10 protein-coding genes are annotated in these 13,838 nt (G+C 70.2%); 2 read left to right on the plus strand and 8 right to left on the minus strand.

Translation table 11 applies throughout. From position 1 onward, the window contains the following. Positions 1-24 precede the first annotated feature (24 nt). Complete coding sequence (locus tag AB0F13_RS17080) at positions 25-1,806, minus strand: ABC transporter ATP-binding protein (RefSeq protein WP_362082054.1); 1,782 nt, start codon at positions 1,804-1,806, stop codon at positions 25-27. Continuing rightward, positions 1,803-3,608, minus strand: a complete 1,806-nt coding sequence (locus AB0F13_RS17085; RefSeq protein WP_362082056.1) for an ABC transporter ATP-binding protein — start codon at positions 3,606-3,608, stop codon at positions 1,803-1,805. The genes AB0F13_RS17080 and AB0F13_RS17085 overlap by 4 nt, the downstream gene beginning before the upstream one ends. Before the next feature lie 147 nt (positions 3,609-3,755). Here AB0F13_RS17085 and AB0F13_RS17090 point away from each other — a divergent pair, with 147 nt between their 5' ends. Continuing rightward, complete coding sequence (locus AB0F13_RS17090; RefSeq protein WP_362082058.1) at positions 3,756-5,369, plus strand: peptide-N4-asparagine amidase; 1,614 nt, start codon at positions 3,756-3,758, stop codon at positions 5,367-5,369. A gap of 36 nt (positions 5,370-5,405) precedes the next feature. Here the strand turns inward: AB0F13_RS17090 and AB0F13_RS17095 are convergent, their stop codons facing one another. After that, positions 5,406-5,849 carry a MarR family transcriptional regulator gene (locus AB0F13_RS17095; protein WP_362082060.1) on the minus strand — a complete coding sequence of 148 codons (444 nt, stop codon included), beginning with the start codon at positions 5,847-5,849 and terminating at the stop codon, positions 5,406-5,408. Between the two features lie 136 nt (positions 5,850-5,985). On the opposite strand from AB0F13_RS17095, the gene AB0F13_RS17100 reads away from it, so the two are divergent. After that, complete coding sequence (locus tag AB0F13_RS17100) at positions 5,986-7,782, plus strand: ABC transporter ATP-binding protein (protein WP_362082063.1); 1,797 nt, start codon at positions 5,986-5,988, stop codon at positions 7,780-7,782. Positions 7,783-7,835: 53 nt separating this feature from the next. Here AB0F13_RS17100 and AB0F13_RS17105 read toward each other — a convergent pair whose 3' ends face one another. From AB0F13_RS17105 to AB0F13_RS17125, 5 genes are all read right to left on the minus strand, one after another. Continuing rightward, on the minus strand, positions 7,836-9,062 hold the full coding sequence (locus tag AB0F13_RS17105; RefSeq protein ID WP_362082066.1) for an SGNH/GDSL hydrolase family protein: 1,227 nt from the start codon (positions 9,060-9,062) through the stop codon (positions 7,836-7,838). A 138-nt stretch (positions 9,063-9,200) separates the two neighbouring features. Beyond that, positions 9,201-10,376: a CaiB/BaiF CoA-transferase family protein gene (locus AB0F13_RS17110; protein WP_362082069.1), complete on the minus strand. Its 1,176-nt coding sequence runs from the start codon at positions 10,374-10,376 to the stop codon at positions 9,201-9,203. 241 nt (positions 10,377-10,617) lie between these two features. Further along, positions 10,618-11,328, minus strand: coding sequence for an LUD domain-containing protein (locus tag AB0F13_RS17115; protein WP_362082072.1), 711 nt, complete (start codon positions 11,326-11,328; stop codon positions 10,618-10,620). Then, the gene (locus AB0F13_RS17120; protein WP_362082075.1) at positions 11,325-12,794 is read right to left on the minus strand and encodes a lactate utilization protein B; all 1,470 of its coding nucleotides are present in this window, start codon (positions 12,792-12,794) and stop codon (positions 11,325-11,327) included. Before AB0F13_RS17120 ends, AB0F13_RS17115 begins: the two co-directional genes overlap by 4 nt. Continuing rightward, positions 12,791-13,555, minus strand: a complete 765-nt coding sequence (locus AB0F13_RS17125) for a (Fe-S)-binding protein (RefSeq protein ID WP_362082078.1) — start codon at positions 13,553-13,555, stop codon at positions 12,791-12,793. Before AB0F13_RS17125 ends, AB0F13_RS17120 begins: the two co-directional genes overlap by 4 nt. Positions 13,556-13,838 lie beyond the last annotated feature (283 nt).

Consider the following 13,838-nt stretch of genomic DNA (forward strand, 5'->3'; position numbering starts at 1 on the left):
GCCCCGGCCCCCCGCTTCCGCGGGCTACTGATGCCAGGAGCGCCACAGCGCCGCGTACGCGCCGTCCGCGGCGACCAGTTCGTCGTGGCTGCCCAGCTCGCTGATCCGGCCGTCCTCCGCCACCACGATCACATCCGCGTCGTGTGCGGTGTGCAGCCGGTGCGCGATCGCCACGACCGTACGCCCCTCCAGCACCGTGGCCAGCGAGCGCTCCAGATGCCGGGCCGCGCGGGGGTCCAGCAGCGAGGTCGCCTCGTCGAGCACCAGCGTGTGCGGGTCCGCCAGGACCAGCCGCGCGAGGGCGATCTGCTGGGCCTGGGCCGGGGTGAGCGCGAGCCCGCCCGAACCCACCTCCGTGTCCAGGCCCTTCTCCAGCGCCCGTGCCCAGCCGTCGGCGTCCACCGCGGCGAGCGCCGACCACAGGTCGCCGTCCGAGGCCGTCGTACGGGCCAGCAGCAGGTTGTCCCGCAGGGAGCCCACGAAGACGTGGTGCTCCTGGTTGACCAGTGCGACATGGCGGCGCACATGCTCGGTGGGCATCCGGGACAGCTCCGCGCCGCCCAGCGTCACCGCGCCCGTACGCGGCGCGTAGATCCCGGCCAGCAGCCGGCCCAGCGTCGACTTGCCCGCGCCGGACGGGCCGACCAGAGCCACCCGGCTGCCCGGCCGGACGTCGAGGGAGACGCCGTGCAGCACATCGCTGCCCGTGCCGTATCCAAAGCGCACCTCGTCCGCCCGCACGTCCCGGCCCGCCGGGCGAACCCGTGCGTCCGCGTCGGCGGGCTCGATCTCCCGCACGCCCACCAGCCGGGCCAGCGAAACCTGGGCGATCTGCAGCTCGTCGTACCAGCGCAGGATGAGGCCGATCGGGTCGATCAGCATCTGCGCGAACAACGCGCCCGTCGTCAGCTGACCCACCGAGATCCACCCCTGCAGGACGAACACCCCGCCGATGATCAGCACCGACCCGAGCAGCAGCACATGCGTCACGTTGATCACCGGAAAGAGGACCGAGCGGAGCCACAGCGTGTAGCGCTCCCAAGCAGTCCACTCGGCGATCCGCCGGTCGGAGAGTGCCACCCGCCGGTGCCCCAGCCGGTGTGCCTCGATCGTCCGCCCGGCATCCACGGTCTCCGCGAGGGACGCCGCCACCGCCGCGTACCCCGCCGCCTCGGAGCGGTAGGCGCTCGGCGCCCGCCGGAAGTACCAGCGGCAACCGGCGATCAGCAGCGGAAGCGCGACGAGCACACACAGTGCCAGCGGCGGCGCGGTCACCGTCATCGCGCCCAGCAGCAGACCGGCCCAGACGAAGCCGACCGCCAGCTGCGGTACCGCCTCCCGCATGGCGTTCGCCAGCCGGTCGATGTCCGTGGTGATCCGCGAGAGCAGATCGCCGGTGCCCGCCCGCTCCAGCACGCTCGGCGGCAGCGCCACCGCCCGCACGAGGAAGTCCTCGCGCAGGTCCGCCAGCATCTCCTCGCCGAGCACCGCCCCGCGCACCCGCACCATACGGACGAACAGGGTCTGCACGGCCAGTGCGACGGCGAACAAGGAGATCGCACGACCCAGGTGGATCTCCTCCGCGCCCGACGCCAGGTCCTCGACCAGCCCGCCCAACAGATACGGGCCGACCATCGAGGCGACGACGGCGACCGCGTTCACCGCTACCAGCAGGGCGAACGCCGCCCGGTGCCTGCGCAGCAGGCCCTTCACATAACCCCGCACCGTGGCAGGCCTGCCGACCGGCAGGGTCGTCGCCGACTCCGGTGCAGCCGGGTCGTACGCCGGTGGCGCCACGCCGATCATGCCGACTCCTCGATCTGCTCGCTCTTCTCGAACTGTGCGAGCTCCGTATCCAGTTCTCCGTCAGTGCGACGGGTGACAACCGCGCGGTAAACCGGGTGCGTGCGCACCAATTCGGCGTGTGTTCCCTCCGCCGCCACCCGTCCGTCCCGTACGAGCACCACCCGGTCCGCCCGGTCGAGCAGTAGCGGGCTCGAGGAGAACACCACCGTCGTGCGTCCCTTGCGCAGGGCCCGCACCCCGTCCGCGATCCGTGCCTCGGTGTGCGAGTCGACGGCCGAGGTCGGCTCGTCCAGCACCAGCACCTCCGGGTCCGTCACCAACGAGCGCGCCAGCGCCAGTCGCTGGCGCTGCCCGCCGGAGAGCGAGCGCCCGCGCTCGGTGATGCGGGTGCGCATCGGGTCACCGGAGTCGTCCGTCGAGCCTTGCGCCAGCGAGGTCAGCACATCGCCGCACTGCGCCGCCGACAGGGCCGCCCGGGCCGTCACGGCCCCTGACGCCGGCACGTCGAGCAGCTCGGAAAGCGTGCCCGAGAGCAGCACCGGGTCCTTGTCCTGGACGAGTACCGCGGCCCGGGCCGCATCCAGCGGCACCGCGTCCAGCGCCACCCCGCCCAACAGGGCCGACGGCGTACCGTCCGCCCCTTCCGGGGCATGCCCGCCGAGCCGGTCGGCGAGCCTCCCGGCGGCATCGGGGTCGCCGCACACCACAGCCGTCAGTTGCCCCGCAGGGACCAGCAGGCCGCTCGCTGGGTCGTACAGATCGCCGGCGAGGACCGCCTCACGCTGCCCGTCATAGGCCACCGGCGCAGTGCGCTCCAGCCCGAGTACCCGGGCGGCACGCTGCGCCGACGGCCGGGAGAAGGAGTACGCCATCGCGATCTCCTCGAACTGCCGCAGCGGGAAGAGCAGGAAGGTGACCACGCCGTAGACCGTGACCAACTCGCCCACACCGATCCGGCCGTCCTGCGCCAGTCCCACTCCCTGCCAGACCACCGCGATCAGCAGCAGTCCCGGCAGCACCACCTGCACAGCGGCCATCAGCGCCCACATCCGGGCACTGCGCACGGCGGCCTTGCGCACCTCCTGCGAGGCACGGCGGTAGCGGGACAGGAACAACTCCTCGCCGCCGATGCCGCGCAGCACGCGCAGTCCGGCCACGGTGTCGGACGCCAGCTCGGTGGCCCGCCCGGCCTTCTCGCGCTGCTCGTCGGCACGCTTCGTCGCGGGCGGCAGCAACGGCAGTACGGCCAGAGCCAGCACCGGCACGCCGAGCGCGATCAGAACGCCCAGCGCAGGCTGGTAGATCACCAGAGCCACACACAGCACGACCGTCGTGAGTGCCGCGGACGCGAAACGCGACAGCGCCTCCACAAACCAGCCGATCTTTTCGACATCCCCCGTCGACACGGCGACGACCTCGCCCGCCGCGACCCGCCGGGTCAGCGCGGCTCCCAATTCGGCCGTCCTGCGCGCCAGAAGCTGCTGCACCCGCGCCGCAGCGGTGATCCAGTTGGTGACCGCCACGCGGTGCAGCATCGTGTCACCCAACGCCGTGAGCGCACCGAGGAGCAGCATCAGGCCACCGGCGAGAGCGAGCCGCGCCCCCGAGCGGTCGATGACGGCCTGCACGGCGATGCCCACAGCCAGCGGGAACGTGGCCACCGACGCCATGTGCAGGACGCCCCAGAGCATCGCCTTCAGCTGGCCGGCCAGCTGATTCCGCCCCAGCCAGAGCAGGAAGCGCGGACCTGACCGGACGTCCGGCCGACCCGGATCGGCATACGGAAGATCGCTGATGTGCATGGCATCCCGGTTCGGCCTGGGGGTGGGTGGGGCCGTGCAAGGCTCGCGCTCCGGCACAGCGGATACAACTGGTTTTTTGCCGCGGGTGGTGGATCAGGCCAGACGAGTACTGGTGTGCCGTCGCGCGACGCGCTTCACTCCTGCCTCATGAGACGACTGTTCCTCGTGCTGTTCGCCGCGGTCACCGGCCTGTTACTGGGCATCAGCCCGGCCACGGCAGCCGCACCCACCGAATTCGGAACCGACTGGCACGACCCCGTCACCGCCGGCCCCCCGGTGTCCGCACCCGGCACCACCTCCTGCAAAGTGACCGTCGCCGAAACGGAATTCCGCGACTACACGCCCTACAAGAACACCTACCTGCCGCCCAAGGGCTGCGGCGACCGCTGGGCCAAGGTCGTCCTGCGCCTGGAAGGTGCCGTCGCGGGGCGGCAGTTCGACCGTCTGGGCTACCTGGCCATAGGAGGCGTCGAAGTGCTGCGCACCTCGACGCCCGAGCCGTCGCCCGAAGGCATCACCTGGGCGGTGGAGAAGGACGTCACCCGTTACTCCGCCACCCTGCGGTCACGGCAACCCGTCGAGATGCTCATCGGCAACACTGTGAACGAGACCTACACCGGTGTCATCAAGGTCAAGGCGACCTTGACCTTCTACAAGGCCGAAGGCCGGACGAAGCCGGCCCGGACTCCCGACCAGGTCCTCACCCTGGAGGGCGCGCACAACGAGGGCGCGGTGTACGAGGGCCGGCTGACCACACCGCGCAACAGCGAACGGATCGTCGCCGAGGTGTACGCCACCGGCTCGGGCGGTGGCTGCGAGGAGTTCTGGTACCTGACCGTCCCGGACGCGGCGCCTTACTCCTGCAAGGCCAAGGACGGCCCTTATCGTGAGGTGCGGGTCTCGGTCGACGGGCAGCTCGCCGGCATCGCGGCACCGTTCCCGACCGTCTGGACCGGGGGCTGGTCGAACCCCTTCCTTTGGTACGTGATCCCCGGCCCGCGCGCCTTCGACGTCCGGCCCGTCGAGTATGACCTCACGCCCTTCGCCGGGCAGCTGAACGACGGCAGGCCGCACAAGATCGCGATATCGGTCGCCGGTGTCCCCGATGGGCAGAGCGGCTGGAGCACGCCCACCAACATCCTGGTGTGGCAGGACGCCGAGTCGGACCGGGTCACCGGCGCGCTCACCACGCACCACCAGGGCGAGCCCACCAACATCACCGCGTACGAACCGGGCACCGAGCACCGGCTGAATTCCGAGGGCGGTCACTCCCTCACCGTCGGGGGCTACCTCGACACCTCGCACGGGCGTATCGACACCACCGTCACTCGAAACGTGGGCGGGACCTCCACACACCGCTGGACCGGCGGTGAGTCGACGGACGCGCTCAAGGCCCGCTGGACCGACGACGAGACGGTCACGGTCGCCGGCCGCGGACCGGCGGTCGCCACGCGCACCCACCGGGTGTACACCATGGACGGTGAGACATCGGTCGGAGCGGGGGACCGCTTGCGTACGGTCATGACGATGGGGGACCGCGCGGACAGCGTCACACTGCGTTCCGGTGAGCGCGTCGGCTGGTCCCGCTCGGACGACACCTACACGGGCGACGCCGCGTACAACCAGAATGTGCCGCGCGACCAGCGCCATGCCACGGGTGTATCGAGCGAGCGCTACCGCCTCTACGGGCCCGGCGTCTGCTACGACCGGACGCTTGCCACGGCACAGGGCGAGCTGACGCAGGACCGGCAGCGCTGCTGACCGCCTGCTCGGTGGGTCCGGGGGCGCGGTGCGTGTTCAGCGCGCGCCGCGGTCCGGGCCCGCCAGCAGCTCGTTGAGCAGCCCACCGAGCACTTCGCGCTGGTCGGCGCTGAGGGGGGCGAGGATGTCCTCCACGGCGGCCCGCCGGGCGTCGCGCAGGGCCTTCAGGGTCGACCGGCCCTGGTCGGTGAGCTCTATGCGGATCACCCGCCGGTTGGACTGGTCCGGCACCCGGCGCACCGCGCCATTGGTCTCCAGGGCGTCCACGAGCGTGGTGACCGCCCGGGGGACGACCTCGAGGTGCTGGGCCAGGTCCGCCATGCGCGGCGGGGTCTCGTAGTGCGCGACGGTGCGCAGCAGCCGCGACTGGGCGGGCGTGATGCCGACCGGGTCCAGGTAGCGCTTCTGTGCTCGGTGGAGCCTTCGGGTCAGCCTCAGCAGCTGCTCGGCGAGCTGGCCGGACGTGTCGGGGGCCGTCATGATCACATGCTATCAGGACCTGGTCCATTGTGAGTGTAGGTAACAGTGAGCTAAGCTCTGTTCAGCGTCAGTGCTCTCAGCGTTTGTTGCGCTGTCGCACTCTCCGCATTCGGACCGGACCTCGCTGAAGGAGCCCATGCCCCACGACGAACTGGACTGGACACCACCTCCCCGGGACGTGGAACAACCCGTACAGGTGCGGCGCATCCTCCGTCTCTTCCGCCCCTACCGCGGCCGGCTCGCCCTCGTGGGGCTGCTCGTCGCCGCCTCGTCCCTTGTCACGGTCGCCTCACCGTTCATGCTGCGTGAGGTCCTCGACGAAGCCATTCCCCACGGCCGCACCGGCCTGCTGAGCCTGCTGGCCCTGGGGATGATCGCGGCCGCCGTCGTGAACAGCGTCTTCGGCGTGCTGCAGACCCTGATCTCCACGACAGTCGGCCAGCGCGTGATGCATGACCTGCGCGCCGCGGTGTACGGCCGGCTCCAGAGCATGCCGCTGGCCTTCTTCACCCGCACCCGTACCGGCGAGGTGCAGTCGCGTATCGCCAATGACATTGGTGGCATGCAGGCCACGGTGACCTCCACCGCCACATCGCTGGTCTCCAACCTCACCAGCGTCATCGCCACCGTCATCGCGATGGTGGCCCTGGACTGGCGGCTGACCGTCGTCACCCTGCTCCTGCTGCCGGTGTTCGTGTGGGTCAGTCGCAGGGTGGGCGACGAGCGCAGAAAGATCACGGCCAAACGCCAGAAGCAGATGGCGTCCATGGCGTCCATGGTCACCGAATCGCTGTCGGTCAGTGGCATCCTGCTCGGCCGCACCATGGGCAGATCGGATTCGCTGACGAAGGCGTTCGCCGGGGAGTCGGAGCGGCTCGTCGATCTCGAAGTGCGGGCCAGCATGGCCGGAAGGTGGCGGATGTCCACCATCGGCGTCGTCATGGCCGCCATGCCCGCGCTCATCTACTGGGCCGCCGGCCTGGCCCTGCAGACGGGCGGCCCGGACATCTCCCTCGGTACGCTCGTCGCCTTCGTCTCCCTCCAGCAGGGACTCTTCCGGCCCACGGTCAGCCTGCTCTCCACCGGCGTGCAGATGCAGACCTCCGCCGCGCTCTTCCAGCGGATCTTCGAATACCTCGATCTGCCGGTGGAGATCACTGAGCCCGCGGACCCGGTGCGGCTCGAGAAGATCCGGGGCGAGATCCGCTTCGAGGACGTCTCCTTCTCCTACGACCCCACCAGCGTGGCACTCACGGGAATCGACCTCGCAGTCCCGGCCGGTGGAAGCCTGGCCGTGGTCGGCCCGACGGGCTCCGGCAAGAGCACGCTGAGCTACCTGGTGCCACGGCTCTACGACGTCACGGGCGGGCGGGTCCTGCTCGACGGCGTCGACGTCCGCGACCTGGACTTCGACACCCTGGCCCGCGCGGTGGGCGTCGTCTCCCAGGAGACGTACCTCTTCCACGCCTCCGTCGCGGACAACCTCCGTTTCGCCAAGCCCGACGCCACGGACGAGGAGATTCGAGAGGCGGCCGAAGCGGCCCAGATCCACGCCTACATAACGTCGCTGCCCGACGGCTACGACACCCTGGTCGGTGAGCGCGGCTATCGCTTCTCCGGCGGCGAGAAGCAGCGCCTGGCCATCGCGCGGACCATCCTGAGGGATCCGCCCGTGCTCATCCTGGACGAGGCGACCAGCGCACTGGACACCCATACCGAGCACGCCGTCCAGCAGGCCATCGACGCACTGTCCGCCGGCCGGACGACGATCACCATTGCGCACCGCCTCTCCACGGTCCGCCATGCGGACCAGATCATCGTCCTCGAGGGCGGTCGTATCGCCGAGCGCGGAACGCACCAGGAACTGCTCGCGGACGAAGGCCGATACGCCTCACTGGTACGGCGCGATACGCACCTGACGGCCAAGGTCTGAAGCCGCACCACAGCGCCGCCGGGCGGCCTACTGCTCGGCCCGCCCGGCCCTGTTCACAGGGAGCCGAGGTCGACGGCCTCGGCCATGAGTCGGTAGCCGGCGTCATTGGGGTGCTTGTGGTCGCCGCTGTCGTAGGCGGCGTCAAGAGTCTGCGGATCGTTCGCGTCCGCGAGGGCCGAGGCGAAGTCGGCGACCGCGTCGTACTCACCGGAGGAGCGGATCCACTCGTTGAGAGCGACGCGCTTCGCCTCGGCTCGGGGAGTGTGGTACTCGGCGCCCCTGAACGGCAGGACCGTCGCACCGATGACCTTGACGCCACGCTCATGCGCCCGCTTGATCAATTCACGATGACCAGCGGTCAGATCGGCCACGGACACCTCTCGGGCGGGCTTGTAGGTGGGCAGGTCGACTTCGCTGAACCCGATGTCATTGAGGCCGGCGAACACGATCACCGAGCGGACGCCGGGCTTGTCGAGCACGTCCCGGTCGAACCGGGCCACTGCCCGCTCTCCGTACCAGCGTGAGTCGTTGAGCACGAGGTTCCCGCCGATCCCCGCGTTGATCACGGCCCAGGGCCGGCCCCCGGCTGCCAGCCGCTCCGCGAGCACGTCCGGGTATCGGCGGTCGGCTCCCACGGTGGAGCCGAAACCATCGGTGATGGAATCGCCGAAGGCCACCACTGCTTCGTGGGGCGCATCGTCGGCGCCGGCCAGCTCCACATCGCACAGGTAGTACCAGGAGTGGGTCCGCTCCTCGAAACCGTCCCCGCCGACATCGGCCGTACGGTCACCGGAAGCGCGGTAGCTGTCCGTGTACGCCTGCGCGTGGAAGGTCGAAGGGCCGGTCGGGCCGGCGAAGTACAGAGTGACGGCAACGGAGTCGAACCGCTCGGCCCGAAGGTCCGCCGCGTCGCTGGTGATCTCACCGCCGGCCGGTATGGCCACCGAGGACGCGCCGCTGAACCTCAACTCCCGCAGAGTCCCAGGCCGGAGCGCTGCCCCATCACCGGCAAGCGCCACCGTCGCGGCGTTCACCAGGAGCGGTTCGGTGCCGAAACGATTCGACAGTCGAATGCGCGTCTGCGTACCGCTGCCGGTGAGCCGTACGACCTGCCGCACGGACTGCCGGTCGAACCCCGCTTCGGACCAGTTCTCCTCGAAACCACTGCTTGGCCGCTGCACCGGCGCCGACCAGCCGGCCGACCACCGCTGCGCACGGTCCGCCCGATGCACGTCACCGGTGAGTACAGCAGCCTCCGAAGCCCGTCCCTGAACAGTCATCGATCAAGCCTTTCCCGCGTGTTTTTCGCTGTCAGGAAGAGCTTGCAGCCAGCAGATCGGGTCACCCAGCCCTGCGCGCCGCGTACGCGCCCCGTGCGTACCACCGGCAGGGTTACCTTCATGCGAAGGCGGCGGTCTTCAGCCGTCGTCGGCTTCCCCCGGCGCCGGGAATTCCGCACGGATCGCGTCCGTGTGCTCGCCGAGCGCGGGCACGGCACCCATGGCGGCCTCGCGCCCGGCCACCTCCACCGGAGGCAACAGGCCGCGCAGCGGGCCGGCAGGCGAGCCGAAGTCACGCCAGCGGTCGCGCGCCGCCAACTGCGGATGTCCGGCGAACTCCGCCACTGTCCGTAGCCGGGCATGCGCGATACCCGCGCTGTCGAGCAAGGTGAGGACCCCGTCCGCCGTATGGCTGGAGAAACGCTTCTCTATGACGTCCGTCAGCTCGTCATCGCGAGCGTAGCGTGACGGGTTGTCGGCGAACCGCGCGTCATGGACCAACCCGGGCAGCCGGAGGACCCGTTCGCACAGGGCCGCCCACTCCCGGTCGTTCTGCACGCTCAGGAACACCTGCCCGCCGTCACCGCACCGATAGTGCCCGTAAGGGGATATGGACGGATGACGGGCCCCGCTGCGGGCGATGGGCGCGCCGCCGTAGGCCTGGGCGAAGTACGGGTGCCCCATCCACTCCGCGAGGGCGTCGAAGAGCGAGACGGACAGCGCCGAGCCTTCACCGGTGCGTTCGCGTTCGTACAGGGCGGTGAGAATGCCCGTGTAGGCGTACATCCCGCCGGCGATATCGGCGACGGAAATGCCGGGCCGGGCTGGGGCGTCGGCGCTTCCAGTGATCGAGACCAGACCGGCCTCGCACTGCACGAGCAGGTCGTAGGCCTTCTTGTCCCGGTACGGGCCGTCCCCGCCATAGCCGGAGACGTCGCAGGTGATCAGGCGTGGGTCCCGGGAGCGGAGAGTGTCGCTGTCCAGGCCGAGCCGCGCGGCCGCGCCGGGGCCGAGGTTCTGGATGAACACATCGGCGCCCAGGAGGAGCCGGTCGACCAGCGATCGGTCCGAGCTGTCCTTGAGGTCGAGGACGACACTCTCCTTGCCCCGGTTGACCCAGACGAAATAGGCGGAGAGCCCCTTGACATGGCCGTCGTAGTCCCTGGCGAAGTCTCCGCGTCCCGGGCGCTCGATCTTGATGATCCGCGCGCCGAGATCGGCGAGCTGGCGGGTGGTGAAAGGGGCCGCGACGGCCTGTTCGAGGGCGACGACCGTGATGCCGTGCAGAGGCAGTTCCAACTCGGCTTCTCCCATTGAGGTGATCATACGATCGGGGCTGTGGACAGCGCGCCGCACGCCGGAAGTTCCGCTCGTAGCCTGGCGTTCATGGAAACCACGAGAGACCACGTGATGCAATCCGACCGCATGCACGACGGAATCGAACAGGGCGGAGAGGACGCAGGCGCGTTCGTCGGCGAGCCCGGCCGACGGAGACGGCTACGGGCCGACGCAGTGGCGGAAGCCGCAGGGGACAGTGGGCGGCCGGGCTCCCGGCTCACGTGTTCCCCGGCTCCCCGGGGCCCTCATCGAGCAGCACGACGTCGAGGGCGCGCGGTCCGTGCACTCCCTCGACCCGCTCCAGCTCGATGTCGCTGGTCGCCGACGGGCCCGAGATCCAGGTCAGGGGCCGGGAGGAGACCAGCCGCTCCAAGGCCTGCGGTACCGAATCCACCACTTGGTCCGCGATCCGCACCACGCATACATGGTGGTCGGGCATGAGCGTGATGCGGCGGCGTCCCTGTCCTGGGCCCGCGTCGAGAACCAGCGTGCCCGTCTCGGCGATCGCCAGTGCGCAGCCGGTGACGACGCTGTCCACGGCGTCCAGTTCCCCGGGCGTCAGCAAGGCGGAGTCCCGCACCAACTCCACCGGGGCCCGCGCGAGCCACTCGCTCGGCAAGCCTGCCGGCACAACCGCGCGGCGGGCGCCACGCCGTTCGAGCAGCTCGGCCAGGAGGGCCGGCAACCCGGCCGTGTCCGTACGGTGCACGGTGGCCCGGTAGTCGGCGAGGTTGTCGGTCAGCAGACCGATGGACTCGACGGCGGTTCGTTGGCCGTGGGTGCGCTGGTAGTCGCGCGGGACGGGGTGGTCACGGGGACGCTCATAGGGCGGTACATCGCAGAGGGCACGCCGGATCCGGGCCAGGATCCGCTCCCTTGAGGGGCTCGGGCTCGGGCTCCGGTCGTCGGGGGGCGGGGTGCCCGTCATGTGTCACCGCCTCGGGTCCGGTCCCACCAGTCCCGGAAGGACTCCGCCGGTACTTCGGGAAGTTCACGGGTGTCCGACCAGGCGCGACCCGGCCCCGGCAGCCGCCGCGGCTGGATGCGGCGGGTGCGAGCCGCCAGACGCTGCGCACGGCGCAGGGCCGCGGGGTGGTCGAGGACCCAGCCCGCGGAACGCATCATGGCGCGCTCGAAGGCGTGGCCCTTGGCCGGCTTGATGACGGTACGGGTGCCGCGAACCGTCGCCTCGCCGCCCTCGACGACCCGTTCTCGCAGGTGGACCAGGACGTCGGGGATGTCGATGGCGACGGGACACACCTCGTAGCAGGCGCCGCACAGGGAGGAGGCGAACGGCAGGGACTCCTCGAGAGGGGAGGCGAGGCCACGCAGCTGTGGCGTGAGGATCGCACCGATGGGGCCCGGATAGGGCGAGCCGTAGGCGTGGCCGCCGGCGCGTTCGTAGACGGGGCAGACGTTGAGGCAGGCCGAGCAGCGGATGCAGCGCAGCGCCTGGCGGCCCACCTGGTCGGCGAGGGTGTCGGTGCGGCCGTTGTCCAGAAGCACCAGATGGAAGGCGCGCGGGCCGTCCTCTTCGGTGGTGCCGGTCCACATCGACGTGTACGGGTTCATGCGTTCGGCGGTCGAGGAACGGGGAAGCAGTTGAAGGTAGATTTCCAGATCCCGCCAGGTCGGCACGGTCTTCTCGATGCCGACGACGGAGATCAGCGTGTCCGGCAGGGTGAGGCACATCCGGCCGTTGCCCTCGGACTCCACGACGACGAGCGTGCCGGTCTCGGCGACCATGAAGTTGGCCCCGGAGATTCCGACCCGGGCCCGCAGGAACTTCTCCCGAAGGTGCAGCCGTGCGGCCTCGGCGAGGTCGGCGGGACGGTCGGTGAGCCCCTCGGGGGCGGGCCGGCCCCAGTCGGCCATCCCGTCGCGGAAGATGTCGCGGATCTCCGTGCGGCCGCGGTGGATGGCGGGGACGAGGATGTGGGAGGGCAGGTCGTCGCCGAGCTGCACGATGAGTTCGGCAAGGTCGGTCTCGTACGCACGGATGCCCGCCTGTTCGAGCGCTGCGTTGAGTCCGGTCTCCTGTGTGGCCATGGATTTGACCTTGACGACTTCGCGTTCACCGGTGGCCCGGACGAGGGCGGTGACGATGCGGTTCGCCTCGGCCGCGTCCGCCGCCCAGTGGACCGTGCCTCCGGCGCGGGTGACGTTCTCCTCCAGCTGCAGGAGATAGTGGTCCAGGTGGCGCAGCGTCCGGTCCTTGACGGCGGCTCCGGCGGCCCGCAGCCGGTCCCAGTCGGTCAGCTCGGCCACAGCGCGGGCCCGCTTGGCGCGGATGGTGTGGGTGGCGTGGCGGAGGTTGGCCCGCAGTGTGCTGTCGCGGGCCGAGACGGCGGCGGCCCGGGGAAAGGCGGGCATGCCCAGGTACGTTCGGCTCACAGGACGTTCCCCTCGGTGCTGGCCAGGATCTCCGCGATATGGACCGGGCGCACGGGGGAGCCTTCGCGGGCGAGGGTGCCGCCGATGTGCATCAGGCAGGAGTTGTCGACAGCGCAGACCGCCCGCGCGCCCGTCTCCGTGATCGCCCGGGTCTTGTCGGCCCCCATCGCGGCGGACACCACGGGATTCTTGACGGCGAAGGTGCCGCCGAAGCCGCAGCACTCCTCCGCACCCCCCAGCTCCCGCAGTTCGAGTGCCTTGACGTGTTCCAGCAGCTGTCGCGGTCGGTCTCCCAGGCCCAGCATGCGTAGCCCGTGACAAGTGGGGTGGTAGGTCACTGTGTGCGGGAAGTAGGCGCCGACATCGGTCACTCCCAGGACGTCCACCAGGAACTCGGTCAGTTCGTACGTCCGGGGAACGACGCTCGCCGCGGCCTCGGCCAGCTTCGCCGGCTCCTCGCGCGGACGGTCCTCGACGGCGGCGCGTGCTGCGATCCTGGGATACCCGTCGCGCACCATGGCGGCGCAGGAGGCGGACGGCGTGACGATGACGTCGTGGTCCCTGAAGGCAGCGGCATGGCGGAGCATGAGCGCCTCGGCCCCGTGCCGGTAGCCCGTGTTGTAAAGGGGCTGGCCGCAGCAGCTCTGCGCTGCCGGAAAGTCGACTGCCACGCCAAGCCGTTCCAGCAGGGAGACGACCGCCCGCCCGGTGCGCGGATAGAGCGTGTCGTTGACGCAGGTGACGAACAGTCCTACGCGCATGACACCTGACATCTCCTCGTGGCCGGTGATCGTCTGCCGCCTCATCCTGCCGCACCGGAAGGCGGCTGTGAAGGACCTCCGTACACCCTCCGGACCCCTCCGACACTAGGGATTTTCATGACCGTGCCCGCCGACACTGAGCCCATGGCGTGCGGGAATACGAGCAGGGCAATCGCGGTCCGCGTCCGCTTCGGCGCAGCGACCGGGCGACAGCCGTCCCGAGTACCGGATGTCCACATCGAATCCTCCGCTGTCCGCCGGTCTTCAGATGGGTTGAGTTGAT

Source organism: Streptomyces sp. NPDC026206 (genome assembly GCF_040638465.1).
In the GTDB taxonomy this organism is placed as follows: Bacteria; Actinomycetota; Actinomycetes; order Streptomycetales; family Streptomycetaceae; genus Streptomyces.

Coding starts and splice junctions, on each gene's coding strand:
- AB0F13_RS17080 (WP_362082054.1), bottom strand. CDS start 1,806: ATGATCGGCGTGGCGCCACCGGCGTACGACCCGGCTGCACCGGAGTCG.
- AB0F13_RS17085 (WP_362082056.1), bottom strand. CDS start 3,608: ATGCACATCAGCGATCTTCCGTATGCCGATCCGGGTCGGCCGGACGTC.
- AB0F13_RS17090 (WP_362082058.1), top strand. CDS start 3,756: ATGAGACGACTGTTCCTCGTGCTGTTCGCCGCGGTCACCGGCCTGTTA.
- AB0F13_RS17095 (WP_362082060.1), bottom strand. CDS start 5,849: ATGACGGCCCCCGACACGTCCGGCCAGCTCGCCGAGCAGCTGCTGAGG.
- AB0F13_RS17100 (WP_362082063.1), top strand. CDS start 5,986: ATGCCCCACGACGAACTGGACTGGACACCACCTCCCCGGGACGTGGAA.
- AB0F13_RS17105 (WP_362082066.1), bottom strand. CDS start 9,062: ATGACTGTTCAGGGACGGGCTTCGGAGGCTGCTGTACTCACCGGTGAC.
- AB0F13_RS17110 (WP_362082069.1), bottom strand. CDS start 10,376: ATGGGAGAAGCCGAGTTGGAACTGCCTCTGCACGGCATCACGGTCGTC.
- AB0F13_RS17115 (WP_362082072.1), bottom strand. CDS start 11,328: ATGACGGGCACCCCGCCCCCCGACGACCGGAGCCCGAGCCCGAGCCCC.
- AB0F13_RS17125 (WP_362082078.1), bottom strand. CDS start 13,555: ATGCGCGTAGGACTGTTCGTCACCTGCGTCAACGACACGCTCTATCCG.